A 26,228-nucleotide genomic window follows, 5' to 3' on the forward strand; every position below is an offset into this window, starting at 1 on the left:
TGTTTTTGCAGAAGAGCGTCCAACCGGATTCGGTGGGACAATCATGTCTCAGAAACGGTAGAACGCCTCGTGCTGAATACAGGGCGCGAATCGCTCAAGAGGGAGTGAGCAAATCGCTCCCCACTGATGGCATGATAATAATAACGACCTCAAGAAGAGCACAGCTGATGAGAAACGAATCCGGTAAGACTAGAGCGGTGTCTACTCATTAATAACCGGAGAGCCGTCTCCGGGCGGCGTTTTTCGTGTCCAGCTATCCGTGTCAGCCCCCCAAAAGGTTCCTTTTCTATAGTAGTCTGAGTTGCAAGCCTTACACGTCATTTTATAAGCAAACACTCTGTCATCGCCGTCCTGAAGCTCAAACACGTGTTTATTTAATATCCCATTCTCATTCTCATATCCGCAATAAGGACAGTCCACTTGGAGTGTCTGAGTTTCGTTTGGATTCTGCTTTCTCTCGGTTCTCGCCTCGAGAGCTAATGCATATATAGAAATAATTATGAAGATCAGCAGGACCAAAGCGAGAACCATAGCGATGAAATAGATCATTGCATAATCAGATTGCTTCTATGGCGGACTGATGAAAAAAATTTACTGCTGCTGCACCCATTCTACTGAAGAATTGCATTTGTGTAGTTCCTTACCGGCTGTCCCTCAGGCTACAAGTTCAATAGACAATAATCGCTTGCTGAGCTCAATCTCTATATCTTGCAGACTATTTATGTAAATATCACGATTTAAACACATTTCAGCAGAATAGCCGAAATTGAGAGAAGGGCGGCTACTCGCTGGGCGCGAGGCCGAACGGCTCGCCGCGGGCGTGACTCTCAGCCAGCAGGACGTACATCGCCTGACTCCACTGGAGGTTCGAGTTCCACGATACAGTGCCGTCGCCATCGACACGTTCGGGAAGCAATCCCGCGGTTGTCGTCCACTCGGTCGATTCCTGCAGGTGGTCGGCGACAGCATCGTCGTCGATGCCGGTTTGCCAGCGCACCATGTCGGCGTAGGCTTCACACAGCGGCCAGCCGCCGTCTTCGGGCGCGCCGCTGGGCGTGTAGGTGTCGGCCGGATACCGCCCGACGCAAGGCGTGCTGTCGGCTCGCCAGCGCGGATCGTCAGCCAACTCGGCTGTCTCGATCAGTGCCTCGTCGTCAGCGTCGACGACGTTCCACGGCCAGTAGGCCATGAACGCCGCCGCGTCGGGACGGGCGTCCGGCGCGGGGTGGATATTGCCCTCCGGCTTGTCGGCGGTGACGTAGTGGCTGCCGTACAGGGTGTTCTCCTTGAAGCAGTACTGCTCGAAGTTGTCGGCCCACGTCTCGGCGGTCTCGCGGCACTCGGCAGCGAAATCCGTTTCGCCCTTCGTTTCGGCCATTTCAGCCATACAGCGCAGCCCGGCGATAGCCGCCGCCGAGCCCTCGGTCGTGTGGCCCCAGACCTCCTCCCACGGGTCTTGGTGGGGTTTGGGGAAGCCCCAGCCGTTGTCCCAGTCGAGCAGGAACTCGGCGGCGCGTTTCGACATCTCGTAGTAGGCGTCGAGGTAGCTGTCGTCGTCGGTTTCGTCCCACAGCAGCCAGTGGGCGTAGATCGGCCCGCCGACCTGATCGAGTTGGAGCGCGCGCCAGTGGCTCTCACCAGTCGTGTAGTAGTTCTGCCACCACGTCCCCCGACGGTCGATCCCACGGTCGTCGTAGGTCTCTTCGGTGATTTGGACGCCGCTAAGCCAGCCGACCGCGAGTTCGGCCTCTTCGACCGCACCCGCCGCCAGCAAGGCTTGAACGATAATCACCTGATCGCGGGGCCAGATGAACTTGTAAGTCATGTCGTGCGGTTTGAACGCCCCCGCGATAGTGGCACAGCAGCCGTCCTGTGCGGTCTTGATACTCGTCAGCGATCGCTCATAGAGGTCGGTCACCGTCTGGTCGTCCGTCGGTGTCTCGGTGATTCCATCGTGCCACTCCTCCCAGGCCTCGATAAAGGCCGACAGTTCGGCGTTGTAGCCCGAATCGAGGAGGTCACGAGCGTTGGCGATGGCGTCGGCCTCGCTGTAGCCGAAGCCGACCGCTGTGAGCCACTCGACGGTGGGGCCGTCCGCGTCGGTGTCGTCATCCTCGGCGTCGCCACAGTATAAGCCGAAGCCGATGTCCAGATCGCCGGTCGCGGTCTCGTTGGAATCGATCCAGCCGTCGTTGTCCTCGTAGATCTCGCTCCACGCGCTGCGGTCGGGGCCGTCGGCGTCGCCGGCAACGCCGACGCGGTGGCCGTCGAAGCGGCGACTCCCGCCGCGCTGTTGGGCGAAGGCGATGTAGCGGTCGTCCTCGTCGTCGTGGGCGACGATCACGTCGCAGTCGGCCTCGTGGTGGACGGTTGCGGTCTGTTCGGTGATGTGGTGTTCGTGATCGTGGGCCGTGATGCCGAGTTTCGAGATCGTAAACAGCGTCCGCTCGCGGGCGTCGTCGAAGCTCGCCTCGTTGTGGAGCAGGAGGCCGGGACAGTCGATGCTGGCGACGGTCCGCTGGCTGAGTTCGGCCTCGGTGCCGTCGGCAAAGCGGAGGGTGTTGGTGAGATGGATTTCGGGGACGCGCTTGGAGTGCCAGTCCACGGTGCTCGTGACGGCGTCGTTGCGGCTGTCGAGCGTCTGGCCGAGTTCGGGATCCCAGACAAGGGTGTGGAGGTTGTAGAACAGCTCAACGTCCGAACGGAACGCGGAGGTCTCCTCGATCAGCGCGCCGTTCCACTCCGAACGTGGGTTGTCGGCGTAGCTGTTGGCGGTGACCATCGTGTGCTGGCTGTCGCCGCTGGGCGTGCTCATCAAGGCGTCCTTGTCGCTGGCGACGCGGAACGCGGCCGGTGGTTCGTCCATAGCCGAGAAGGGAGCCGCCACCGCAAGATAGTGTCGAGGGTGTGCAGAGACGACGCACTGCTGGCAAACGGATGGCAGTGACGCCGATGACAGGGAAAATCGGGTGCCGACGAGCGATCGGAAGCCGCGATCGCTTACTCGGTCAGCTGGAGGATGTTGCCGTTCCGGCTGATATGCATGTCGCGGCCGACTTCGTAGCCGAAAGAGTTGGCCGTGTTGACGTAGCCCGACAGCCCCTTCAGGTCCTGGTGGGCCGGGATCAGCTCTTTGGGCTGAAGTGCCTCAAGCATCTGGTAGTGGCCCTCCTGACTGAGGTGGCCGGAAACGTGGATGTCGTCGTAGATCCGCGCGCCCTGCATTTTCAGGAGGCGTTCGGACTGGTATCGGTTGCCCTCGTTGGTCGGCTCGGGGATGATGCCGGCCGAGAAGATCACCTTGTCGCCGTTGTCGAAGTCGTAGTTGGTCTCGCCGCGGCCCATCCGGGTGAGCAGCGCGCGCGGCTCGCCTTGGTGGCCGGTGACAATAGGTAAGAAATTCTCCTTGCCGTCTTCCATGATCCGTTCGAGGCTCTGGTCGATGGCGCGCCGGTGACCGTACATCTCGATGTTGTCGGGGAGGTCGACATCGAGGTTGGTCGCGGTGCCGGTGTATTTCTCCATCGAGCGGCCGAGGAGGATCGGCTCGCGTCCGATCTCCTGGGCAAACTCAAGCAGACTCGACACGCGGGCAATGTGGCTGGCGAACGTCGTCGCCACCATCCCGCCGTCGTAGTCTTCGAGGCTGAGCATGGTGTCGTGGAGTTCCTTCCGGGCGACGGACTCCGAGGGCGTGCGACCCTTCTGGTTGGCGTTGGTACAGTCCTCGATGTAACAGAGGACGCCGTCGCCTTCGCGGCCGATCTCGCGGAACCGTTTCATGTCGATCGGGTCGCCGAGAACGGGGTCGTGATCGAGGCGTTTGTCCAGCCCGTAGACGATCGCGCCCTCCGGCGTGTGGAGCACCGGGTTGATCGCGTCGATGGTGGAGTGCGTCACGTTGACGAACTCCATCTGGACCTGGTCGCTGATCCGCATCTGCTCGCCGGAGTTCATCACCTGCAAGTCGAGATCGACGTCGAATTTGTCCTCGTCGGCGATCTGATCGCGGACGAGTTCGATGGTGAACGGCGTGGCGACGACCGGCGCGTCGTAGCGGTGAGCGAGTTTCGGGATCGCCCCGATGTGGTCGAGGTGGCCGTGGGTGGGGACGATGGCCGTGACCTCGCCGTCGAGTTCGCTCATGACGCGGTCGTCNGGGATNGCGCCCATGTCGATGAGGTCNAGNCTGTGCATCCGCTCNGTCTNNACGTTGTCGTGNATNAGNACCTNCGAGAGGTTGAGCCCCATATCGAAGACGACGATCTCGTCGTCCATCCGCACTGCAGTCATCTGCCGCCCAACCTCTTCGTAGCCGCCAACGGTTGCGATTTCGATTTCCATAGGTAGTCCGAACGGTAGCCGTTCCCTCGTTCAGGACCGACCGCGAGGTCGTCGGGGCACGCTGCCGACGGCGGCCACGATGGCCGCCCGGAGCCGACGACCGAACGCTGCCCGGCCCGCAAGCGGGGAACCAGCGCGTTGGTTACGCGGATAGCCGCTCCCGAGGCGTAAATAGGCAGTGACTTCAATCGAAGCGATCGCCAGACCACAGTCGCCCGGATGCGGCCGCCCAGCCACCGCGACAACCGAACATGTCAGACCATGGCAGACCAAGCCAGACCAAAGGACATACATAATCGTTACACGCCGTTGTACGCATGGATACGTTGCAGTTGCACGCCAATGAGGCGGCAGCGCGGCCGCGACCCCGTTCGGTGGTGGGGCGATGACGCTCCAACTCCCCAGCGAGATCGTCGTCGAGCGGTTCCTCCCGACGGCTCGGGCGATGTTGGCGACCGAACTCGCCGACAAGGGGTTCTCTCAGCAGTCGATCGCGGACACGCTCGGTCTCTCGCAGGCCGCCGTCAGCAAGTACCTCAGCGGCGAGCAGACCGGCGATCCGCGGTTCGCCGACAACGCGAAGCTGGAGGCGACGATCAGCCACATCGCCGAGGGGTTCGCCGACGACAGCATCGACGACTACGAAGCCCTCGCCGAACTCCTCGAACTCGTTCGGGAGTTCGAAGACCGCGGCCCGATCTGTGCCGTCCACGAGGAGGAGATGCCCGCCCTCGACGGGATGGGCTGTGATCTCTGTGTCCGCGGACAGGACACGCTGGTCGAAACTGAACGCGCGGTGTTGCGGGACGTACAGGAGGCCGTCCGGCTGTTTGCGAACACGTCGGTCGTCGTCGACCACATTCCCAACGTCGGCACCAACGTCGCCATGGCCCTCCCCGATGCCGAGGGCGCAACCGACGTAGCGGCCGTCCCGGGGCGGATCCACGCGATGCGCGGCCGCGCGAACGTGCCCGCCGACCCCGAGTTCGGCGCGTCGGAACACGTCGCCACGACGATCCAAGCGGTGATGGCCGTCGATCCCGACCTGCGTGGCGCGCTCAACCTCCGGACGACCGACGCGCTGCTCGCGGCCGCCGAGGCCGCCGGCGTGCAAACCGCCACATTCGACGCCGAATACGAGGACCGCGCCGAGCGCATCGAGGCGGTCGCCGGCGACGGCGAGGGCGTGCCGCGGGTACTCTACCACGAGGGTGCCTTCGGCATCGAACCGATCACCTATGTCTTCGGCGAGACCGCCAGCGACGCCGTCGACACCGCGATCGACCTGCTGGAATCGGTGCCGGAGACGACGACTGCGTGATCGGCGGCCACCCGAGCGGAGTCTTTATTTTCTCGGCCGTGGCTAGGGTTGGCATGGACAGCGAGCCCGCCGATGGCAACGAGGCCTACGAGGAGTCGTTGAGCGAACTGGTCAACTATCTCACCCCCCGGCGGGACAACGAGATGATCTCGACGTACCAGAACACGACCGCCATCGCCTGTCCCGTCTGTGAGGAACCCTTCGACTATCTGATTCGCTGCAAACAGGAAGAGACCAGCCTCTCGCTGTCGGAGGTCATGGATCTCTGTGTCTCCGTCGACGACGGCCAAGCGTACCTCTTCACCCACGAAGAAGAGTAACCCCGGGGGTTGCTGCCGTCGTGTCGCCGTGTCGGCACCACTGAGGCGATGACACAACTAATGAGGCGATGACGCAAGGATTTTTATGAGTCGCACTAGCCACTCCGGTAATGGTAGTTGCAGCACCCGCTGTTGCGGTCGTCGCCCTCGTTGCCCTCTACGGTTTCCTCGATTCCACACACCGCGGCCCGGATGCGACCTACTGGAACCGGGTTCGCCGGCAGTACCTCCCCGGCCTCGACCGGCTGGCCCGCCGGCTCGGCCTCGGCTACGCGGCCTACGAACTCAACGCCGAGGAGTTCGCCGGCCGAATGGACGAATCAGTCGAAGACGTCGAAGCCCTGCTGGCGGCCAACGGCTTCGAGCGGATGCCGCTGTCGGCGTGGAAAACCCTCCCCGACGGCCGCGGCGAAGTCGGCTCGTGGGCCCGCCGTGACTCCCCGCTTGCCGAGCGGCAACTTCACGTCATGCTGTTTCGGGGGCCGGACGGAACAACCGAACTCTACGCCCACGAGGAGTTCAACCCGTTCAATCCGCGATACGCGTCGAAACACTACCACTGCATCGGGCACGATCCGGCCGCAGGAACGGAACAAGTCGCCGCGCTGTTCGATGACCGACTCGTCGAGCCAGCCGAACTCGACGACGCGCCGTCGGTCGCCGAATCGAGCGAGCCGATCACCGCCGAAAGCGAGACGGCCGACCCCCTCTCGACGGAACACGCCAGCGACTCACCGTCGCCGACTCACGAACCGGAGTCGACGCGGAACCACAACTCCGGGGCGGCGGCCGACTGACCGCAGCGGGTTCCATTCCACAAAACACCTAACATACCGGCCGCCGGAGACAAAATATGGATGACGTGCGACGGTTCGTCCGTCGGGCACTGTCGACCGATACCCGCGAGGAGTTCGACCGCCGGGTAACCGAGCAGGCGACAGCCCTCCGGGCGGCCATCAGCGAGGGAGCCTACGATAGCAGTGGCTTCGCCGTCGGCCTCGAATGTGAGTGCTACGGCGTCGACGGCGAGGACCGCCTCAGACGGCTCCCCGACGCGCTGTTCGAGGGGACCGGTCGAACCCGCGAGATCGGCCGCCACAACGTCGAACTCAACAGCACACCCCAGCCGTTCGACGCCGATGGCACCACCGCCCACGCCACCGAGTTGCGAACGGCACTTGCTGACCTCCGTGAGGATGCTGCCGCCTGCGACGCCGACTGCCGCATCGTCACCGACGGGATGTGGACGATCCCGCCGGCCGAAGGAAGCCACGCGTATCTCGGCGAGATCGAGCGCGACGAGGAGATCGTCGTTGCCGAAAACATGCACCGGAAGCCGCGGTACTGCGCCATCGACAACGCGCTGTTGGAGCACGCGGGCGGCTCGATCCCGCTCAGCGTCCCGGGCGCGGAGGAGTCGTTCCCGACGATCCTCGTCGAGTCGCTGACGACCTCGATCCAGCCACATCTCCAGATTCCCGACACCGAGGCGTTTCCCCAGTATTTCAACGCCGCCATCCGAACGATGGGCCCGGTACTCGCACTGGCGACGAACTCACCGTTCCTGCCCAGCGACCTCTATACCGAGATCGACGATCCCGAGCGACTGGTGGCGGAAACGCCGCATGAACTCCGGGTCCCGATCTTCGAGGCGACGGTCAACAGTGCCGGTGATATGAAGGCGGGCTGTCCCGGGGATATCGACGACCCGACCGATATCGTCGACCGAGTCGTCGACGACTGGACCTGCGGCCCGTTCCTCAGCGAGTGGGAAGTCGATGCCGACGAGGAGCCCGACCCCTACTGGGAGTTCCGCCACAAGTACGGCACCTACTGGCGGTGGGTCCGCAGCATCATCGGCGGCGACGCCAGCGCGGGCGGAGCGGCCGGCGAGCCAGCGGCCGACACAGCGAGCGACGGCGCGCTTCGGATCGAGTACCGCCCGCTGCCGACCCAGCCGACCGTCGACGACATCCTCGCCCTCCACTGGCTGGTCGTCGGCCTGCTGCGTGGGATCGTCGCTGCCGACCACCCGCTGACAGAGTTGGCGTGGAGCGACGCCAGAGATAGCTTCTACAACGCCGTCGACGACGGGCTCGACGCTGAGTTACACTGGATGACCGCTGATGGGGAGCCAACGACCGATCACGACGTGATCTACGAGGAGGTGTTCGCACTCGCCGAGCGAGGCCTCCGCGAACAGGGACACAGCGATGAGACGGCCGCCGACCGCATCGGGCCGATTCGGGCTCGATGGGAGCAGGAGACGACGCCGAGTCAGTGGAAGAAAGCGCGTGTTCGTGAGGGGCTTGCCGACGGCGAGTCGTTGGCTGGTGCGATCGAAGCAATGCAACGCAAGTACAACAAACGGAGTCGGCAGGGCGAACCGTTCGCGGCGTGGTGATGCTGCGAGGCGGCGAGTGACCCCGTCACAACGGTTTTGGTAAGACAGACGTAACACTGACGTATGTCCGAAGCAGCCACCGGCGAGGACGACGAGGTCGTCACGGTGAATTTCAAGACGACCCAGTCGTTTCTCGACACAATCGACGAAACGTGGCAGGGCCGAGGGTTCAACAGCCGTAGCGAGTTCATCCGCTACACGCTACGGGATGCCGCCGAAAACCCGACGTTCGACCGCGATGAGTTGATCGCCTTACTCCAGGCCGAGGTTGACATCGACGCCGGGCGGACGATGGACGCCGAGACTGCCCGCGAGCAGTTCGCTACCGACGAGGATGCCTGACGAATCATGGACGTGGGAACTCACACCGACTGCACAGGACAATCTCTCGCAGCTCTCGCCGACAGAACAGGAGCAGATTCTCGATAAACTCGATGAGATCGTCGACTCGCCGTGGCGTGAGCCACTCGAATACGGCGAACCGCTCCAGAACAGCCCCCGCAGCAAAATCCGTGTCGGCGCGTTCCGGCTCGCAGTAACGTTTCGGCGAGAGAGTTAACGACTGATCGTCGCTCGGATCAAACGACGGAGCGACGCCTACACCGCAGACGACGACTGACAACCCTTCTCAGTCGTTGTCGACGAGTCCGGGGTTCGTCACCGCACCTTTCGCGGCCGAGCCGAAGTCGCGGGCGTACTTCCCGAGGACGCCGCTGGTGTAGTTCGGCTCGCGTGGCTCCCACGCCTCACGCCGCGATGCCAGCTCCTCGTCGGAGAGGTCGACCGATAGCTCTCGTTCGGGAATGTCGACCGTGACGGTGTCGCCCTCTTCGAGCAGCGCGATCGGGCCGCCGTCGGCGGCTTCGGGCGCGACATGGCCGATCATCGGGCCGCGCGTGGCTCCCGAGAATCGGCCGTCGGTCAGCAGTGCCACGTCGTCTTCGTGGCCCGCGCCGACGACGGCGGCGGTGACGCCGAGCATCTCCCGCATACCGGGGCCGCCGCTGGGGCCTTCGTTGCGGATGACGATCACGTCGCCGCTCTCGATGTGGCCCTCCTGCACGTAGGCCATCGCGTCCTCCTCGTTTTCGAAGATGCGGGCAGGGCCTTCGTGGTGGAACTTGTCGTCGCCGGTGACTTTGAGGACGCCGCCGTCGGGGGCGAGATTGCCCGTCAGGATCTTGATCGCGCCCTCCTCGGAGTAGGGATCGTCGACGGTGTAGAGGTAGTCGGCCTCGATCTCATCGTCGTCGGGGATGCGGCCCTCGTTTTCGAGGTGTTCGATCTCCTCAGCGATGGTGCGGCCGGTGACGGTCATCGCGTCGCCGTGGAGGTAGCCGCCTTCCAGCAGTCGACGGAGGACGACCGGTACGCCGCCGACCTCGAAGAGGTCGTTCATGACGCGAGTGCCGCCGGGCTGAAGGTTGGCGATTTTGGGTGTCCGGCGGGAAATCTCGTCGAACTCCGTGATGTCGAGGTCGATGCCAGCCTCTGCAGCCATCGCCAGGATGTGCAGCACCGCGTTCGTCGAGCCGCCGGTGGCGACCTGGAGGGCGATGGCGTTCTCGAAGCTCTCCTTGGTGAGGATGTTGGAGGGTCGGCGGTCGTTTTCGATGGCGTCGACTGCGACCTCGCCGGCGCGCTCGGCGATCTCGTAGCGNNCCTCGTNNTCGGCGGGCGNGNNCGCNGANCCGAGCGGNGCNAGCCCGAGCGCCTCAGAGATGGACGCCATCGTGTTGGCGGTGAACATCCCGCCACAGGAGCCCGCGCCGGGACACGCGTNGNGNTCNANCTCNNCGAGTTCNTCNTCNNNCATNTCGCCNNNGGCGACCGCGCCGACCCCCTCGAAGACGTTCTGGATCGTGATCTCACGGCCGTCGTGCTCGCCGGGCATNATNGANCCNCCGTAGAGGAANACGNNNGGGAGGTCCGTGCGGATGGCGGCCATCATCATCCCGGGGAGGTTCTTGTCGCAGCCGGCGACCGTCACCAGCGCGTCCATCCGCTCGCCGAACGCGACGAGTTCGACGGAGTCGGCGATGACCTCCCGGGAGACGAGCGACGCCTTCATCCCCTCCGTCCCCATCGAGATGGCGTCCGAGATGGTAACGGTGCCGAACTCGATCGGCATCCCGCCGTTCGCGTCGACACCGTCGATGGCCGCGTCGGCAACGTCGTCGAGGTGGACGTTACACGGCGTGATGTCGGCCGCGGGGTTCGCGATGCCGACCATCGGGCTCGCGAGGTCCTCGTCGTCGNACCCCATCGCGCGGAACATCGCNCGNGAGGGTGCCTGATCGACACCTTCGGTGACTTCGTTGCTCCGCAGATCCGGATCTTTCCCCGACTGCTTTCGGGGCTGCTGTTGGCTCATAGCCCTCTGTTGCCACCGGATGGCTTAAAACTGCTCGGCTGCGCTGTCGGCCGTCGGTGGCGAGGCCAATCCCGCGAACCGTGAGGGCTTTGCCACCCCAGCGGGAACAGCCCACAGTGAGTTCCGAGCGCGACGAGGGCGACAGCGCGGACGATGCCGACGGCTACGTCCACGAGCCCGATAGCGTCGAGCGCGACGGTACCGACGACGAGGGAGCCGACGATGATGGGACCGACGACAGCGACGGGTTCGGCCGGCAGGGATGGCTACTCGTCGGCGGCGTCATCGTCTGCTTTCTGGTGATTCCGGGCCTGATCTACCTCAAGCCGGCCGTCCCCGCCGCGGCTGGCCTGCCCTTTTTTGCGACGTTTCTGGTGTTGCCGCTGATCCCGGCGGTGATCCTCGGGCTGCTCGCGGTGTGGTCGATGCGCGCAGCGGCCTGAGCCGGAACGACGTGGCGACAGGGGGTGTCGCCGACGGCTGCAAATTCTGCAACTGGACCGGAGACCGAATAACATATACAACGACCGGAAGAGAACGTAGCATGGACACGCAGGACTACCGCGAGCACGTCGAAACGCAGGTGCTCGCTCAGGACTACGAGCCGGTGCCGCCGGAGGAAGCCAATCCCTTCACTCCGGTCTGGTACAAGCAGGACGACGATCCGACCATCGGCCGGACGAAGGTCTTTGTGACTGTCAACGACGACCCGTCGCTCGATGTCGAAACGCTGGAGACGACTGCCGAATCCTTCCGGACGCTCGTGACCTCCGCCTCGCCGTCGACCGAGACGAGTGTCGAAAACCGCTTCGGCTACATCGTCTTCGCTCTCGAAAACCCGACCGACGACGTGATCGAGTTTGCGACCGAGGATTTCACCGTCGCCGACCGCCGCTCGAACGTTTTCCCGCTGGTCTACGATCTCACAAGCGACACGCTGCACACCCACAACGTCCCGCGACTGAAGGGCCGTGGCTTCTACGAAAAGCAGAAGCTCGACGCCGAAGAGTTGCTGACGCCGTCGGCTGACTAACTCGGTTTCTTCGTCGGTCGGCAGCAGATATTACGCGCTCCGGCCCGTTGGTCCCGTATGGACGGTTCTCCATCGGCAGTCGATTCCGACGCCACAGCCGACGGGCTCCCGGGTGAGTCCGTCGTCGTCGACACGAACGGAATCAGGCTGCACACGCGACAGGCTGGCCCCGAAGACGGCCCGCTCGTGGTTTTGCTGCATGGCTTTCCCGAGTTCTGGTACGGCTGGCACCGACAGATCGAACCGCTAGCCGAGGCCGGCTACCGCGTCATCGTGCCCGACCAGCGCGGCTACAACCGTAGCGACAAACCCGACGGCGTCGCCAGCTACCACATCGAGGAGTTGGCCGCTGACGTGGTCGGGCTCATCGACGCCGCCGACCGCGAAACGGCGGCGGTGGCGGGTCACGACTGGGGGGCGGCCGTCGGCTGGTGGCTCGCGCTCAGCCACCCCGACCGCCTCGATTCGCTGACCACGGTCAACGTCCCGCATCCGACTGTGATGGAGCAGACGCTCCGGAACAGTTGGTCCCAGCGATTCAAAAGCTGGTACATGCTCGCATTCCAGGTTCCGATGCTGCCGGAGGCGATTTCGAAGGCAAACAACTGTCGGGTGCTCCAGCGCGGCCTTGAAGACAGCAGCCGGCCCGGAACGTTCTCGGCGACGGACATAGAGCACTACCGCGAGGCATGGACGCAGCCGGGCGCGTTGACCGCGATGATCAACTGGTATCGAGCGATGGTGCGGTATCGCCCGCGGCCCGCCCGACAACAGGTGTCAGTACCAACGCTCGTGATGTGGGGGCAGGAAGACGAGTTCTTAGAGGCCAAAATGGCCGACGAGAGTCTGGACTACTGCGATGATGGGCAACTGGTGACGTTCCCGTCGGCGACACACTGGGTGCTCCACGAGAAGCCAGCCGCGACGGCCGACGAGTTGCTGGCGCATCTCGACGCGACTGTCGAACAGGAATAGGAGAACGAGATATATCGAAGAGGTCGTTATTTCGGATCTGCCAACGGCAAGGTGATTTCTATTATTTTTCGCTCCGGATTGTTTTCCTTGAGCGTGAGTTTCCCTTGATGGCTGTTGATAATCGTTTGCACTTCCCACAGCCCGATGTTTTTCGCGTGTTCGAGTGGATCGGGGTCGTATCCGCCCAAAAGGGGCTGAATTTCCATGTCCGGGATCGGCTGTCCGGTATCCATGATCTGGATGTCTATCTGTTGGTCGGCGATGTTTTCGCTTGCAGAGACAGTGATATCCAAGTCCTCGTGGGAGTTGTGCCGTATTGCGTTCTCGATAAGCTCGTCAAACGCTTTTTGCAACGGCTGGTTCGCCTCTATGTACACGTTCTCGCAGTTGATCTCCCAGTTGATGTCGGGGTATTCGGTCCGATATTTCTCGATTCGGTTGGTGAGCAGCTCACAGACGTTGACTTTCTTCGGTTGTTTATCCCTGTTAAGTGAGGTGAGTGCGTTCACCCAGCTGGTGAGGTCGACCAACTCAGCGATAGCCCGCCGCATTCGGTTCAGGATTTTGTTGTTCTTTTCGCCGTGGATATGATTGAACGAGCTCTGGACGACTTGGAGTTCGTTCCGGAAATTGTGGCTGATGATACGGTTCAGTAGGTGGAGATGCCGAACCTCCATTTTGTAATCGCTGATATCGCGGATGACGGCAATGACGTGGGATTGGTTGTCAACGGAGAGTTGCGACAGGCGCATCTCTAACCAAATGATTTCCCCCGATGGCCGTTTGATCCGCCATTCGAACTCTTGGGGTTGGCCGTCCGCGGCAGCCCGTATCCGTTTGCGGAAGTCCGATTCGGAGATGGAATCCGGGCTCAGATCGCCGACATTGACTCTATTGAGTTGCTCCTTTTGATAGCCGTACAGCTCTTCGGCGTACGCATTGGCGTAGCGGATATCGCCCGTCTCAGCGTCGTAAATCGTGATCCCCACCTCTAAGCTGCTGTAGAAATGAGCGGCCTCGTCGTCAAAGTCGAATTGGGATTCCGTCATCTGAGTCCTGTGATACGGTCAAGAGGTCTGACTTCGTGCGTCTATCACGACTGAGGGCTGAGTAATTAAATATTTGCCAGCGACCGTGCGCTGAGAAGCACTCAGGAGGGGCCGTAACGAGTGGACCGAAGCAACACACCGTGATAGCTTCTGTCGAACACGGAACGACGGCCCGCTTTTCACGGTTGAGCCCGTAGGTGAAGCCATGTTACTCGTTCGTGGGCACGGCGGGGGGACCGATCTAACGGGCACGGTCTTCGAGCGCGGCGAGGAGCCGCCGAGCTACAAGGGCACGCCGGACGCGGATGCACCCTACGTCTGGATCTGTGACTCCTTCTACGCCGTCGAAAGCGGGGGCTCGCCGATCGAGGTCGATGGCGAGGAGATCCGTATTGCCTTCGAGTCACCGATGCCGCGCGGCTTCGAGACCAAAGAGCAGGCTATCGAAGCGGCCAAGGAACACGTGGTCACGCAGTTCGTCCGCATCGGCGTCGACAGCGACACCGTCGATGTGGAAGTCGAATCCGCCGAGCCGACGGCCGACTAATACTCTTCACCCCAGCGACGCTTATCGTGCGTTGACTGTTGTTCGCTGTGGAGGATGCTCTCGAATTTTCGACGGATAGCCGCCTTTTCGGAGGCACTGATTTTGGCGAGTTCGTCGGCTTTATTCACCGCCGTCGGTGGCCCGCGTTCGGCGGCGACCTCTGAGAGGATTTGCGTTTGGAGTCGCTGGCGCATCTCCGGATCACGGGTGACTGCATAAGGGGATTCAACTTTGTAACAGAGGTCGGTTCGGGGATCGTAGAGCACGAAGAAGGTCACCTCGTAGCACTCGGGATCGAGTTTCCGCTCGACGCCGAGGGCGTCGCCGTCGGCGGCCATCGCGCCGTCCGGCCCGCCGCGAGAAATAAACCACGAGGTGACAGTGAGTTCGTCGGTCCGGCGGTTCTCGCCCGGTTCGGGTTCGACATCCGGTTGAGCCTCGTCGGCCTGCTGTTCAAGAAGTCGGGTGAAGAAAGTAGTATCATTGGGCCACGGCGCATCGAACCCGGTATCATTCTCGGTGAGCGCGTCGGTAATTACACGAGCGGAGGGGTTCTTGACGAAGCCCGCAATTGGTGTTTTCTCCTCAACGAAGCGCTCGACAAGGCGGACGTAGTTTTCGAGGACGCTCTTCGGGCGGGCCTCGTATGTCAGCGCGTCGAGTTCGGGGTTTCGATCCCTCCATGTGAGAATCTCTTTCGGATAGAGCGGACCATCTAGCAATAGAAAATCCTCAACCGTATGTGCATGTTTTCTGGCGTGGTGCCCCTCTGCGAGATATAGTGATAACGCGTGAACGACCGCCTCCGCATATCGATTTACCTGTGGCGCACGGATCAGACGCCGCTGACTGTGGCCGCCGTCCATTGATACCCAGTCGGATTCCAGCGACGCGGTTCGGTCATTCGTGTGGACCGTCGCCACGATGGTCCGCGCGCGGTGAACCGAGAGTTCGGAGGGATCGACCGCCATCGCGGCGTGGGCGAGGTCGAGGACGACCCCGTTTTTGAAGGAGGTGGGGTTGATCGTCCCCGAGTCAATGCCGTGGACGGTCGGAAACGGTCGCTCCGCAAGCGCGATATCGTCGATATCGACACGGGCGCGCTGCTGCTCGCCGAGCGGTTCGACCACGGTGCGCCCCCGGCCGTCGGTGAGCGGGTCGAGCCACTCGGTCCAGACGGTCTCGGCGAAGTCGTCGTGGTCGCTGTCGTCGACCGAGTCCGCGACCGACCCCGCAAGCCGGGCGATGGCATCGACGTGGATCGGATCGAGCGTCATACGCCTACCGCCGCGGGCGACGTGCAAAAATACCGTGGTCGGGCAACGGCTGTCGCTACTCTCATACGGATGGAGCCAGAAGAGTCGTCTATGTCGATACGCGGGGTCGCTTTCGACCTCGATGACACGCTCGCCGTCCCCAACCGCGACCGGGAAACCCTGCTGGCCGAAGCGGTCGACCAAGCCGACGCGCCGCCGATCTCCCGCAGCGAGTATATTCAGGCCCACCGGAACCACCTCACGACCGAGAGCCGAACCCCGATTTTCGCCGAACTCCTCGCTGATGATACGACCGACACCGACCCCGAACAGTTGGCGACTGCCTACCGGGAGGCCGTCACCAACGCCCTCGTGCCGATCCCCGATGCCGAAACGCTCCTGCGCGACCTACGGAACGACTACCGCGTCGGCCTGCTGACCAACGGCCCGGTGCTCGCCCAACGATCGAAGATCGACTACCTCGGCTGGGAGCCGCTGTTCGATACGACACTCGTGACCGGCGAACTCGCCGCCGGAAAACCCGAGGCACCGGCCTTCGACGCGCTGCTGTCGGAACTCGGCACGGACCCCGAAGAGACGGTTTTCATCGGCGACACGCCGGATGAGGATATTCTGGGGGCCGACGATGCGGGCATCTACACTGTCCAAGTGCTGTTCGACGGCGGACCACAGAAGGACCCCCGCGCCGACGCCTACATCGAGCGGGATCGACTCGCCGCCGACCTGCCGGGGCTGCTCGCCTCGCTGTAGTTCCGCGTCGTTTTCGGTACCGCGTGCGGCGACAGTATTGTCCGAACCACGACAGACAACACTGGCAATTCGTGTCGGCGACGGCGGATTTTATACGGGCGGTTCGGCATTGTTCGGGTGGTCGTCCTGCTCGCCCGAGGGGGGACCCACATCGGCCTGCGCCGGTGTTGCCATAATCCACTTCCGGGCGGTTTCAACGCTCCGGAGCAGCGCGTCGTGGCTCGCGGCAAAAGAGAGTCGTGTGGCTATTCCTCAACGAAGACCTTCCCCAGCGTTTCGGATTCGATCCCCCACCCATCGGCCGGTTCCTCGGCTTCCGGTTTGTAGTACCGGATCGCCTCGTGGTTGTCGGGAGCCGCATCACTGAGATACGACAACTCGGTGATCTCGATCCAGTCGTCGGCATCCGGCTGGTCCTCCTGAATAGCAGTGATGCGCCCGTCGTCCGCAGTACGAATGTATCGTGTCATGGCTCAAACAGTCCGTGGTCGGATCTACTGAAGAACGATGCGAAGCCTTGGGTTTGTATGTTCCCCGGTTGGGGTCGAGGCATGCACAGCCGCCGGGGGTTACGCGCCGTCCGCCGATAGCTCCTCGAAGACAGCCTCGAAGACCGGCAGGACACGTTTCGCGTCGACGCCGCTCTCGATGAAAACGAGCGTCCGGGGCGGTTCGACGGCCTTCGGCCGCACGCGGAGCTCGGTGTCGCCAGCGGCCTCGGCGGCTCGATCCGGCGCGACGGCAAATTCGACGCGAGCGCGGGCGGGTTGGACGTAGACGGTAGCGATTTCAGTTGTTTCGGCATCGGCCTCGCTCGCCGGGTCGGCCGCGAGTGTCGGCCGGCCGCGATCGTCGGTTGCGAGCGCGTCGTCGTCAGCAACGTGGACGACGCGGTAGGCGACCGCGCCGTCGTCGGTCGGCTCGACGTCCGGGTCGGCGTCGGCGACGACGACATGGGCGAGGGTGGCGTGGTCGCCGGTGAGTTCGCTGGCCAGCAGTTGGGCGATCCGTTTCCCGTCGCGGAGCCGATCCTGTACCATACCCGATAGCGAGTGAGCCAGGCCCAAATCGGTTCGTGTTCGGCGGCGTCATCGCAATCCCGTCGTCAATGTCGCGGCGACCCGTCTCGCCAACCTCGCCACTGCACGAAACACTATACTGGTCGGGTCGAATTACTCGATATGAGCACCCCATCCGTCACCGACGTGATGACGACGCCAATGTTGACGTTGGCTGCCGACACGCCGATCGACGAGGCCGCCCGCGCGATGGGCGAGGCGGACATCAAATCGCTCGTGATCGTCGGCGAGGGCTGTCAGCCCGACGGGATCTTCACCTCGACGGACGCACTGGAAGTGCTGGCCGATGGCGAGGTGCCCGCCGACGCGACCGTCGACGAGTATATGACCACGCCCGTCAAGACCATCTCGCCGGAGACAACGCTAACAGACGCGGCTGAACGAATGCAGAACTACAGCCACCTGCCGGTCACCGACGCCGACGGCGATGCCGTGGGCATTCTTACGAAAACGGATCTCGCCGCGGCCGTCGCCGACTCGGATACCGAGATAACCACCGTCGGCGACGACGAGTAGCCATCGCGGCAGTGAACCGATCGCTTACTCCGCTTGGTCCGTGAGTTCGGCCCGAACCGCGTTGGCGGCGGCACTGACATCGATTCCTTCGCGGGTAGCGACGAGAACGGCCGCCGCCTCAAGCGTGATCCCCAGCGTTCGCTGTGTTTCGTTGGCGGCGGCGACGGCCTCCTGTTTCGCCATTCCGGCATCGACCATCGCGTCCAACAGCTGCTCGAAGGTCGACTGCTCGCGGAGGATCTCGGTGTCCGGCGTGTAGCCCGACGGCACGTCGACCGAATCGGTGTCGAACGTCGCCACGAGATCGCCGTCCTCGTTGGCAAGGAGGCCGCGACCGATCGCCACGTCGACCAGCCGTTTGGCCTGATCCGGCGAGAACCACTCCCGGTCGAGAGAGAGCGCGACAACGAACTCGCCTTCACCCAAGCGGTCGGTGCCGCGCTGGCGGAAGGGGACGGCGACGGCGACCTCCAGACTCATACCCGAACGGAACCACGAGGGGAAACCTAACGCTTGCGACTGCGCCGCCGGGTTTCGAGCGATTCAAGTAGCTGCTGGCAGTTTCGTTCGGTATGAAAGATCAGGGACGCTCGGCGCGGAAACGCACCGGCGGACGACTCAAACACGCCAGCAAGAAGAAACGGCACCAGCTCGGCCGCGAGCCAGCCGAAACCACCGTTGACGACCCCCGCTTCCAGGTCATCGACGCCCGCGGCAGTGAGGACAAACTCCGCGCGCTCTCAACCAACATCGCCCAACTCTCCGACGGCGGCGAGACGACGGAAGTCGAAATCGAGGACGTCGTCGAGAACCCGGCGAACGTCAACTACGCCCGCCGAAACATCATCACGAAGGGTGCGATTATCGAAACGAGCGAAGGGAAGGCCCGCGTCACCTCCCGACCCGGCCAGATCGGTCAGGTCAACGCCGTCGCTATCGAGTAATCGGTTCGCTCTTTTCGTCGCTTACAAGCCGACTGCCGCCGAGCACTCGGTATGGAACTCGCCGAGTTCGTCAGCCGCCTCGACGACCGCCTCGATACCGACGCCTACAGCGACATCGATGCCAGCGCGAACGGGCTCCAGGTCGGCCCCGACGAGAAACCCCTCGATCACGCGGCATTCGCTGTCGACGCAGCCACGGCGACGATTTCGGCGGCTGCCGACGCGGGCGCGGACGTGCTTGTCACTCACCACGGCCTCTCGTGGGGCGGGATCGAGCGCGTCACCGACCGCCACTACGACCGCATCGCTGCCCTCGTCGACAACGACATCGCACTCTACGTCACCCATCTCCCGCTCGACGGCCACCAGACGCTCGGCAACGCGGCCGCCCTCGCCGACTGCCTCGGGCTCGACGACACCGAACCGTTCGGCACGATGGGCCCGGAGGCCGTCGGCCAGCAAGGCACCGCACCGGCGTCGCTGACGCGGAACGAAATGACCGCGACGCTCGAAGCCGAACTCGAAGACGACGATGTACAGGTGCTCGATTTCGGGCCCGAAGACATCGAACAGGTTGCTATCGTCACCGGCAGCGGCACCGACTGGCTCGACGAGGCCCGCGAGGTCGGCGCGGACACGCTCATCACCGGCGAGGGGAAACAGCAGGTCTACCACCGCGCACGGGAGGCCGGCGTCAACGTCGTACTGGCCGGCCACTACGCGACCGAGACCGGCGGTGTCCAGCGGCTCCAAGCCCTCGCCGAGGAGTGGGGGCTGTCGACGAGCTATCACAGCCATCCGACCGGCCTCTGAGCCGAGCGAGAACGGGTCCGTCGGGGCGTCGATCCACGTCCCGCTGAGTCGCCGGCAGGCACGGTGAGCCATGGGATTTTATACCCTTGGTTTTCCAAGGGTTCGGTATATGTCCACAGACGTACCGCTCCGCGACCGTCTCGCCGCCCACGACGAGACGAGCATCGCGCTGGGTGTCGCCGGCGTGGTGTCGCTCGCGCTCGGATCGGGCCTCCTCGTGTATGTACGGTTTACGACCGCGCTCGGGTCGAGCCTCCCTGTCTACGCCCAGCTTGCGGCCGCCTTCGGCGCGGTCGCCGGCGTGCTCGGGCCGGGCGGCCTCGTCGTCGGCCTCCTGTTGTTAGGCGGCGGCCTGTCGGCCCTCGCTGTCGCGCTCACTCGGGATACCGATACTCTCAGTGACGACCTCGCCGACCTCGCCGAGACGACCGACCGACTTGCAGACGGTGAGTTCGACGTAAAGATCGAGAGCGACCGCGACGATGAACTCGGCCGACTGGCCGACCGCCTCGTCGTCCTCCGGGAAACACTGGCCGAACAGCAGGACGCCATCGCGGACGCGCAGACGACCGCCGAAACGGCCCAAGCCGATCTCGATAATCGGACCGAGGCAGCGGGCCGGACGGCCGACGCCTACCGACGCGTGCTCCGAGCGGTAGCCGACGGTGACCTCACACAGCGGGTCGATCCGCCCGCCGACAACGACGCCCTCCGCCAGATCGGCCGCGATATCAACGAGACGCTGGACGCCGTCGAGCGTTGCCTCGACGGCGCGGCGACGACCGCCGAAGGGATCGAACAGGCCGCAGCGGGCGTCGATTCCCGCACCGACCAACTCGACGCCGCGACCGACCGCGTTGCCGACGCTGTCGGCGAGATTTCCGACGGCACGGACGAGCAGGCCGCGACGCTCGGCGAGATCAGCGACGAGATGGACAGTCTCTCCTCAGGTGCAGAGGAAGTCGCCGCAACCGTCGATACGGTCGCCGAAACGACCGAGCAGGCGACCGAGGCCGGCACCGAGGGCGAGGCCGCCGCCGCGGACGCCATCGAGCAGATGGACGCCGTCGAGGCGACGACCGACGAGACGATGGCCGAACTCGAAGCCCTCGACGAGGAGATGGACGAGATCGGCGAGATCGCCGACGTGATCAGCGAGATCGCCGAGCAGACGAACCTGCTCGCCCTGAATGCGTCGATCGAGGCCGCCCGCGCCGGCGAGGAGGGTTCGGGCTTCGCGGTCGTCGCCGAAGAGGTCAAATCACTCGCCGAGGAGACGAAGGAGGCCGCCGCCGAGATCGACGGCAAGATCCAGAGCGTCCAGGCAAAGACCGGCGAGGCCGTCGCCGGGATGGACGAGACCAGCGTCCGCATCAGTCAGGGCGTCGAAACCGTCGAGGGCGCGATCGACCAACTCGACGACGTGATCGACTACGTCGAGGAGATCGACGGCAGCATGACCGAGATCAACGAGACGACCGAACAGCAGGCCGACGCCGCCAACGCCGTCGTCGAGATGCTGGACGATCTCGCGGCCGTCAGCGACACGACGAGCGAGGCCGCCGAAGCCGTCAACGACACCACGGTCGATCAGCGACAGACCGTGCGCTCGGTCGACGCCTCGGCCTCTGAGCTGCGGTCGAAAGCCGCCGAACTCCGCCAGACGCTGACCGACTTCGAAACCGGATCGGGCGCGTCGGCAGCGTCGAGTACCACGAGCAGAACGACCAACACAAACACCACCAGCCAGACATCGGCCGGAAGCCAGTCCGGCCCCTCGGCGTCGAGCGATCTCACGGCCGGCGCGAGCGGCTCGTCGAGTTCAGTCGCCGCCGACGGTGGCGACTCATGGACGAAAGACGAAGACGAGGAGGAGACCGGCGGCTTCCAGTTCGGAACCGCCGATCAGTAAGCACCGATCGGATTAGACTTCTTTTTCGCGGTCGATACCGCCATCAGCAGCCGTCGCCGGCAACAACTCCGTCAGCGACTGGACCCGGTAATCGCCGCGGACACACCGCCCGCGGCGGGCGTGACCGTGGCGTTCGACGTGTACGCCGTCGAGGCCAGCGTTCCACGCCGCGCCGATATCGACAGCCGCGTCGCCAGCGAGGACGCCCCGGTGGCTCTCATCGACGCCGAGATCGCGCATTGCCTGCCGAACCGGCGTCGGATCGGGCTTCCAGCCGATTCCCTCGTCACAGCAGACGACGGTGTCGAACCGATCGGCGAGGCCGAGTTCCGCAAGCACCGGCCCGGTGAGAAACGACTGGCAGTGAGTAACGAGGCCGACCGGCACCGACTGCTGGTCGAGCGTGGCGAGCAGGACGGCCGCGTCGTCGTGGAGCCGGCTCGCGGCGGCCCGCTCGTCGGGCGTCTCGATCTCGTGGAACGCGTCCCAGAACGCCTCGGGATCGAGGCCCATCTCCTGCAGGAGGCTGTTGCGCGCGCCGCCGAGGCCGTGCCAGATCAGTTCGGCCTCATGGTCACTAAACCGATAGCCGAGCCGCTGGCCGGCTTCGTCGAACACGCGGCGGATGTAATCCCACTCCGCGTCGATCAGGGTACCGTCGAGATCGAACAGCCAGAAGTCATACTCGTCGGTGACCATCGAGCAGGAAGCTACAACGGCGGGCTATTTGTGTGTTATGGTGTGCCAAACGGATGGACCTATTCGGTGTCGAACCCGTCGTCCCGAACGTGGATCGAACTCCCGAAGTGTTGGTGGAGCACTTCATCGACGGAGTCGGCGTTGAACCGCGCGAGATCAGCCTCGATCGTCGTCTTGAGCGCGGTGAGGTACGCCTCGTCGGTCGCCAGCTCGCTGAAGGAGATCGAGACAACGTCAACAGCGAGGCGGTCGGCAGCGACGCGGCGCATGTGCTCGGCGTCGGCGACATCGCCGCGCCAGAGGTGCTGTTGAAAGAACAGCCAGCCGTCCGCACCCGGCGGTTCGGCTGGGATTCGGAGCACCGTCTCGAAGGTATCGGGATCGACGTGGGCGTCGCTCGGATCGAGGCGGAACGTCACCCGAAACACGTAGCTGGCGTTCATGCCAAGGAAAACGAAAGCGGGACAGCCTCAGTCGTCGGAAAGCTGTTCGAGGACGTGTTGGGGGATGTCCTCTTCGGCACCTTCGGGGAGGTCCTCAAGCGAGTCAGGAATCGATGACGGCATCGACGCCGACGGAGTCGGTGCCGCTTCAGCGTCGGTGTCGTCAGCGGCAGCAGCCGCCTCGCTTTCGGGAGTCATCCCTTCTGGCATCTCGTCGAACTCGGGGTTGAACAGCTGCATCGCGGTTTGGATCGTCGTCCAGTCGTCGTCGGCCGCGGCCTCCCGCAGGCTCTTCGTCGGTGCCGACAGCAGTTGGCCGATCAGCGACTCAGCCATCGACTCGATGATCTCTCGCTGTTCGTCGGTGACATCGCCGTGGGAGTCGAGTTTGGCGAGGGCCGTCCGGACCTCTCGCTGTTTGAGCCGTTCGGCACTCTCGTACATCGTGCTGATCGCCTCGTCGGCGCGCTTGCGTTTGAACAGCGCGAGCAGGCGGTCGAACTCCTCGTCGATCATCGCCTCGACTTCGGCGGCGGCGTCCTCACGGCGGGCGTGGGTCTCGTCGGTGATCGCTTCGAGTGCGTCGATATCGTAGACCTCGGTGGTCGCGTGGTCGGCCGCTGCAGGATCAATATCCCGCGGCTGAGCCAGATCGATACAGACCGTCTCGCCGGCGTCGGCGAGATCGGCGGCGTCGAGCACGGGGTCGGGACTGCCGGTCGCCGAGATGACCACCGATGCGTCGTTGGCGGCCGAACCCGCAGCCGGGAGGCCGATCCCACTGGCCGGGACATCCAGAGTTTCGGCGATATGCGTCGCGTGTGGGATCGTCCGGTTGGCGATCAGCACGCGATCGACGCCGGTATCAGCCAGCGATTCGGCGGCGATGGTTCCCATCTCGCCGGCCCCGATGACGAGCGCGGTCGCGCCGTCGAGGTCNNNTTCNCGGNCAGCNAGCNNGACNGCNGCCGAGCCNAGCGAGACGACGCCCTCGTTGATCGCCGTCTCCGTGCGGGCGCGCTCGCCGACGTGGATGGCCTTCANCAGCGCGTCGTCNAGCNTCGGGCCGANNNCNTCAGCACTGCGGGCGGTCTCGATGGCGTCTTTGAGTTGGCCGATGATCTGATCCTCGCCGAGGACGAGCGATTCGAGCCCGGCGGCCAGCCGCATCAGGTGCCGCAGGCTCGCCTCGTGGTCCATCGTTGCGACCGCGCCGGAGCGGACCGGGGCGGCGACCGAGCTGAGGGCCTCACGGCCCTGTTCGGCGCGGTCGGTGACGACGTAGGCTTCGCTGCGGTTGCAGGTCTGGATCGCAAAGGCCTCCGAAACGCCGGGCGTCGCCAGCAGGTCGGCGATGCGCTCGCGCGTATCGGCGACACTGGCGGCTTCGATCTCCTCGACAGTCGCCCGATCATGGGCCACGCTGACCCCCGTGATGACGCCGCTACCCATCATTCGGCATCACTCCCGTCGTCCCCGTGGTCGTCCTGTGCCATTACGCGTGTTGCCTCGTGTTCGGCTTTGGCGATTCCGCTATGTAAAGCCTTCCAAACCGACGGCGAGCGGACGACTTCACGGATCGCCTCGCGGCGTTCGGCAGGGGGTTGGGAGGCCTTCAGATCCTCCCGAAGCTGGCCGGTCAGCTCCGCCATCGCGCCGGCGTTCTCTATCTCCGCTTCTATTTGTTGCCGTAAGTACCGCGAGAGAGCCGGACTCTGCCCGCCAGTCGAGATCGCCACCGACACGGGGTCGTCCTCGACAGTTGCAGGAACAACGACGCTGCCGACCGCTCGGTCGCCCGCGTGGTCGGTTTGATTGACGAGTACGTCGCGCTCGGCGGCCACGTCGGCGACAGCGGCGTTGAGGTCGCCGTCGTCGGTGGCGGCGACGACTAACGCTGGCTCGACGCGGTCGAACCACTCGGGTACGTCCTCGATGCTCGGCGCGGCCTGAATCCGATCGACGGCGGGGAAGTCGTCGGCATCGAAGCGATCATCAAACGTCGGGCTGACGACGACGACTTCGGCCTCGGCAGCGAACCGCTTGGCCTTCCGCGCGCCGACGCTGCCGCCGCCGAACACGAGGACGGTCGCGTCGCTGAAGTCGTGATACAGCGGGATCACAGTATTTCCCTATTCATCTTCCGTATTTGCCTCCGCGCGTTCGGCCATCCGGATGCCGGTCTTCTTCAGGATCTGCGTCGAGAACAACGAATCCCAGTCGTCCTCGCCGACATCCCAGAACTCGGCCATCCGGTCTCTGACCTGCTGGATGCGCTNNNGGCTCTCNNCNTCGNNNCGNCCGTGNGTCATCGCGAAGAAGTTGTACGGCCAGACGCCCTCGTGGCGCGGCCGCCGGTAGCAGTGCGTGACGAACTCCAGCGCCGCGACTTCGGGGCCGACCTCGTCGACGACCTCGTCGGGCACGTCCCAGACCGTCATCCCGTTCTCCGTGTAGCCGAGCGCGTAGTGGTTCGGNANNNCNCCGACNCGNCGNANCTTNCCCTCCTCGTTGAATCGCTTGATCGTCTCGATGACCCACTCGGTGTCGGCGTCAATGGCGTCGGCAACATCGGCGTACGGCGTCGCCGTCAGCGGGAGGCCGTCCTGTATTTCGAGGACGAGGTCACGCTCGGCGGGCGTCAGCGTCGTCCGGTCGGTCGGTTCGACAGCGGGGCCGAGATCGGAGAGGTCGAGATCGCCGTCCTCGATGGGACCGTCGAGCATGAACTTGGCCTCGACGCGGAACTCCTGCTGTTTGGGGAGATTGTAGGTCTCTTGGCCGGTTTCGGCCTCGATTTCCGCAAGGACGGTCTCGATGCGGTCNNNGTCNGCNACCGAGACGACNAACCACATGTTGAGATGCGGATGCTCCCGCTCGTAGTTGTGGGCCACCTCGCGGAACCCGTTCACCTGNTCGGCGACNTCCTCGAACCGNTCNGGCGGGGCGTGCATNGCGACNAAGGAGGCGTTGCCGCCGATCTCCTGAGCGTTGACAAGCGCGCCGAAGCGCGTCAACACGCCCTCCTCGTCGAGGTGTTGGATGCGGGCCAGTAGCTCGTCGGCGGTCACGTCGATCCCGCGGTCCCGCAGGGCGGCCGCCGCTGGCTCGAAGGGGTCGGCGACGACCGGGAACCCGCCCTGAAAGGCGTTGATGATCGCGCGGTCGAGCGTCGATAGATCCGCGTCGACCTGTTGCATACCCGTCCTCGGTGGCCGACCAGAATAAGACTCTCGGAGCCGGTCGCTCGGCGGTAGCGGGACCCGGTGTGATTGTCACTACGGCAGTCCTGGAGGACAGACCAGAACGGCTAAACCGCCGAATCGATCCCATGTAGCTAACGGGACACACCGTCGATACAGTGTCCTCGGGCGATGGGGCTCGCCTGTCTCAACCGCCGATCCGGCTGATGGCTCCTATCCACTCAG

General features: G+C 64.0%; 28 protein-coding genes, 1 pseudogene and 1 riboswitch. Of the genes and pseudogenes, 15 read left to right on the forward strand and 14 right to left on the reverse strand.

The features are described 5' to 3' along the window. Nucleotides 1-201: 201 nt before the first annotated feature. The 3 genes from EGH24_RS07060 to EGH24_RS07070 form a co-directional block, all read right to left on the reverse strand. Nucleotides 202-549, reverse strand: coding sequence for a hypothetical protein (locus EGH24_RS07060; RefSeq protein WP_142979471.1), 348 nt, complete (start codon nucleotides 547-549; stop codon nucleotides 202-204). A gap of 232 nt (nucleotides 550-781) precedes the next feature. Beyond that, nucleotides 782-2,866: a glycoside hydrolase family 15 protein gene (locus EGH24_RS07065; RefSeq protein WP_246057926.1), complete on the reverse strand. Its 2,085-nt coding sequence runs from the start codon at nucleotides 2,864-2,866 to the stop codon at nucleotides 782-784. 134 nt (nucleotides 2,867-3,000) lie between these two features. After that, nucleotides 3,001-4,344 carry an RNase J family beta-CASP ribonuclease gene (locus EGH24_RS07070; RefSeq protein WP_142979472.1) on the reverse strand — a complete coding sequence of 448 codons (1,344 nt, stop codon included), beginning with the start codon at nucleotides 4,342-4,344 and terminating at the stop codon, nucleotides 3,001-3,003. 385 nt (nucleotides 4,345-4,729) lie between these two features. On the opposite strand from EGH24_RS07070, the gene EGH24_RS07075 reads away from it, so the two are divergent. The 6 genes from EGH24_RS07075 to EGH24_RS07100 all read left to right on the forward strand — a co-directional run bounded on the left by EGH24_RS07075 (nucleotide 4,730) and on the right by EGH24_RS07100 (nucleotide 8,948). Continuing rightward, nucleotides 4,730-5,665, forward strand: a complete 936-nt coding sequence (locus EGH24_RS07075) for a thiamine-phosphate synthase family protein (protein ID WP_142979473.1) — start codon at nucleotides 4,730-4,732, stop codon at nucleotides 5,663-5,665. Nucleotides 5,666-5,718: 53 nt separating this feature from the next. Beyond that, nucleotides 5,719-5,985 (forward strand): DUF7385 family protein, encoded by a 267-nt coding sequence (locus EGH24_RS07080; RefSeq protein WP_142979474.1) that lies wholly within the window; start codon nucleotides 5,719-5,721, stop codon nucleotides 5,983-5,985. A 110-nt stretch (nucleotides 5,986-6,095) separates the two neighbouring features. Then, nucleotides 6,096-6,782 (forward strand): hypothetical protein, encoded by a 687-nt coding sequence (locus EGH24_RS07085; protein WP_142979475.1) that lies wholly within the window; start codon nucleotides 6,096-6,098, stop codon nucleotides 6,780-6,782. 56 nt (nucleotides 6,783-6,838) lie between these two features. Next, entirely contained in the window at nucleotides 6,839-8,389 is a 1,551-nt protein-coding gene (locus EGH24_RS07090) for a hypothetical protein (RefSeq protein WP_142979476.1), read from the forward strand. A gap of 63 nt (nucleotides 8,390-8,452) precedes the next feature. Continuing rightward, nucleotides 8,453-8,731: a ribbon-helix-helix domain-containing protein gene (locus EGH24_RS07095; RefSeq protein WP_142979477.1), complete on the forward strand. Its 279-nt coding sequence runs from the start codon at nucleotides 8,453-8,455 to the stop codon at nucleotides 8,729-8,731. After that, a complete protein-coding gene (locus tag EGH24_RS07100) occupies nucleotides 8,724-8,948 on the forward strand; it encodes a type II toxin-antitoxin system RelE family toxin (protein ID WP_142979478.1) in 225 nt (74 codons plus the stop codon). The genes EGH24_RS07095 and EGH24_RS07100 overlap by 8 nt, the downstream gene beginning before the upstream one ends. A gap of 69 nt (nucleotides 8,949-9,017) precedes the next feature. Here EGH24_RS07100 and ilvD read toward each other — a convergent pair. Continuing rightward, nucleotides 9,018-10,763, reverse strand: a pseudogene (gene ilvD, locus EGH24_RS07105) (dihydroxy-acid dehydratase). A 116-nt stretch (nucleotides 10,764-10,879) separates the two neighbouring features. Here ilvD and EGH24_RS07110 point away from each other — a divergent pair. From EGH24_RS07110 to EGH24_RS07120, 3 genes are all read left to right on the forward strand, one after another. Next, complete coding sequence (locus tag EGH24_RS07110) at nucleotides 10,880-11,206, forward strand: hypothetical protein (protein ID WP_142979479.1); 327 nt, start codon at nucleotides 10,880-10,882, stop codon at nucleotides 11,204-11,206. Nucleotides 11,207-11,307: 101 nt separating this feature from the next. After that, a complete protein-coding gene (locus EGH24_RS07115; protein ID WP_142979480.1) occupies nucleotides 11,308-11,796 on the forward strand; it encodes a hypothetical protein in 489 nt (162 codons plus the stop codon). A 57-nt stretch (nucleotides 11,797-11,853) separates the two neighbouring features. Continuing rightward, nucleotides 11,854-12,771, forward strand: coding sequence for an alpha/beta fold hydrolase (locus EGH24_RS07120; protein ID WP_142979481.1), 918 nt, complete (start codon nucleotides 11,854-11,856; stop codon nucleotides 12,769-12,771). A gap of 26 nt (nucleotides 12,772-12,797) precedes the next feature. Here EGH24_RS07120 and EGH24_RS07125 read toward each other — a convergent pair whose 3' ends face one another. Next, on the reverse strand, nucleotides 12,798-13,820 hold the full coding sequence (locus EGH24_RS07125) for a PAS domain S-box protein (RefSeq protein WP_142979482.1): 1,023 nt from the start codon (nucleotides 13,818-13,820) through the stop codon (nucleotides 12,798-12,800). 205 nt (nucleotides 13,821-14,025) lie between these two features. On the opposite strand from EGH24_RS07125, the gene EGH24_RS07130 reads away from it, so the two are divergent. Next, a complete protein-coding gene (locus EGH24_RS07130) occupies nucleotides 14,026-14,367 on the forward strand; it encodes a DUF7113 family protein (protein WP_142979483.1) in 342 nt (113 codons plus the stop codon). Here EGH24_RS07130 and EGH24_RS07135 read toward each other — a convergent pair. After that, nucleotides 14,364-15,644, reverse strand: a complete 1,281-nt coding sequence (locus tag EGH24_RS07135; protein ID WP_142979484.1) for a DNA double-strand break repair nuclease NurA — start codon at nucleotides 15,642-15,644, stop codon at nucleotides 14,364-14,366. The genes EGH24_RS07130 and EGH24_RS07135 overlap by 4 nt on opposite strands. A 90-nt stretch (nucleotides 15,645-15,734) precedes the next feature. Between EGH24_RS07135 and EGH24_RS07140 the strand changes: the two genes are divergently transcribed. Continuing rightward, the gene (locus EGH24_RS07140; RefSeq protein ID WP_142979485.1) at nucleotides 15,735-16,394 is read left to right on the forward strand and encodes an HAD family hydrolase; all 660 of its coding nucleotides are present in this window, start codon (nucleotides 15,735-15,737) and stop codon (nucleotides 16,392-16,394) included. Between the two features lie 245 nt (nucleotides 16,395-16,639). Here EGH24_RS07140 and EGH24_RS07145 read toward each other — a convergent pair whose 3' ends face one another. Together EGH24_RS07145 and EGH24_RS07150 are read right to left on the reverse strand one after the other, a co-directional pair. Then, complete coding sequence (locus EGH24_RS07145) at nucleotides 16,640-16,864, reverse strand: hypothetical protein (RefSeq protein ID WP_142979486.1); 225 nt, start codon at nucleotides 16,862-16,864, stop codon at nucleotides 16,640-16,642. A gap of 99 nt (nucleotides 16,865-16,963) precedes the next feature. Then, complete coding sequence (locus EGH24_RS07150; RefSeq protein ID WP_142979487.1) at nucleotides 16,964-17,434, reverse strand: hypothetical protein; 471 nt, start codon at nucleotides 17,432-17,434, stop codon at nucleotides 16,964-16,966. A 141-nt stretch (nucleotides 17,435-17,575) separates the two neighbouring features. Between EGH24_RS07150 and EGH24_RS07155 the strand changes: the two genes are divergently transcribed. Beyond that, entirely contained in the window at nucleotides 17,576-17,989 is a 414-nt protein-coding gene (locus tag EGH24_RS07155; protein WP_142979488.1) for a CBS domain-containing protein, read from the forward strand. 24 nt (nucleotides 17,990-18,013) lie between these two features. On the opposite strand, the gene EGH24_RS07160 is transcribed toward EGH24_RS07155, so the two are convergent. Continuing rightward, the gene (locus EGH24_RS07160) at nucleotides 18,014-18,469 is read right to left on the reverse strand and encodes a DUF2240 family protein (protein WP_185903266.1); all 456 of its coding nucleotides are present in this window, start codon (nucleotides 18,467-18,469) and stop codon (nucleotides 18,014-18,016) included. Between the two features lie 92 nt (nucleotides 18,470-18,561). Here EGH24_RS07160 and EGH24_RS07165 point away from each other — a divergent pair, with 92 nt between their 5' ends. The 3 genes from EGH24_RS07165 (at nucleotide 18,562) to EGH24_RS07175 (ending at nucleotide 21,658) form a co-directional block, all read left to right on the forward strand. Further along, on the forward strand, nucleotides 18,562-18,933 hold the full coding sequence (locus EGH24_RS07165; protein ID WP_142979489.1) for a 30S ribosomal protein S8e: 372 nt from the start codon (nucleotides 18,562-18,564) through the stop codon (nucleotides 18,931-18,933). 51 nt (nucleotides 18,934-18,984) lie between these two features. Continuing rightward, entirely contained in the window at nucleotides 18,985-19,746 is a 762-nt protein-coding gene (locus tag EGH24_RS07170; protein ID WP_142979490.1) for a Nif3-like dinuclear metal center hexameric protein, read from the forward strand. Between the two features lie 109 nt (nucleotides 19,747-19,855). Continuing rightward, the gene (locus EGH24_RS07175) at nucleotides 19,856-21,658 is read left to right on the forward strand and encodes a methyl-accepting chemotaxis protein (protein ID WP_185903267.1); all 1,803 of its coding nucleotides are present in this window, start codon (nucleotides 19,856-19,858) and stop codon (nucleotides 21,656-21,658) included. Between the two features lie 12 nt (nucleotides 21,659-21,670). On the opposite strand, the gene EGH24_RS07180 is transcribed toward EGH24_RS07175, so the two are convergent. The 5 genes from EGH24_RS07180 to ahbB all read right to left on the reverse strand — a co-directional run bounded on the left by EGH24_RS07180 (nucleotide 21,671) and on the right by ahbB (nucleotide 26,000). Beyond that, complete coding sequence (locus tag EGH24_RS07180; protein WP_142979492.1) at nucleotides 21,671-22,357, reverse strand: HAD family hydrolase; 687 nt, start codon at nucleotides 22,355-22,357, stop codon at nucleotides 21,671-21,673. A gap of 59 nt (nucleotides 22,358-22,416) precedes the next feature. Then, the gene (lwrS, locus tag EGH24_RS07185) at nucleotides 22,417-22,800 is read right to left on the reverse strand and encodes an LWR-salt protein (protein WP_142979493.1); all 384 of its coding nucleotides are present in this window, start codon (nucleotides 22,798-22,800) and stop codon (nucleotides 22,417-22,419) included. A 27-nt stretch (nucleotides 22,801-22,827) separates the two neighbouring features. Then, on the reverse strand, nucleotides 22,828-24,255 hold the full coding sequence (hemA, locus tag EGH24_RS07190) for a glutamyl-tRNA reductase (RefSeq protein WP_142979494.1): 1,428 nt from the start codon (nucleotides 24,253-24,255) through the stop codon (nucleotides 22,828-22,830). After that, nucleotides 24,252-24,923 carry a precorrin-2 dehydrogenase/sirohydrochlorin ferrochelatase family protein gene (locus EGH24_RS07195; RefSeq protein WP_142979495.1) on the reverse strand — a complete coding sequence of 224 codons (672 nt, stop codon included), beginning with the start codon at nucleotides 24,921-24,923 and terminating at the stop codon, nucleotides 24,252-24,254. Before EGH24_RS07195 ends, hemA begins: the two co-directional genes overlap by 4 nt. A gap of 9 nt (nucleotides 24,924-24,932) precedes the next feature. Continuing rightward, entirely contained in the window at nucleotides 24,933-26,000 is a 1,068-nt protein-coding gene (ahbB, locus tag EGH24_RS07200; protein ID WP_142979496.1) for a siroheme decarboxylase subunit beta, read from the reverse strand. Between the two features lie 161 nt (nucleotides 26,001-26,161). Continuing rightward, nucleotides 26,162-26,226: riboswitch (Fluoride riboswitch) on the forward strand. Nucleotides 26,227-26,228: the final 2 nt, after the last annotated feature.

It is taken from the genome of Halonotius terrestris (assembly GCF_006861665.1).
GTDB classification, from domain to species: Archaea; Halobacteriota; Halobacteria; order Halobacteriales; family Haloferacaceae; genus Halonotius; species Halonotius terrestris.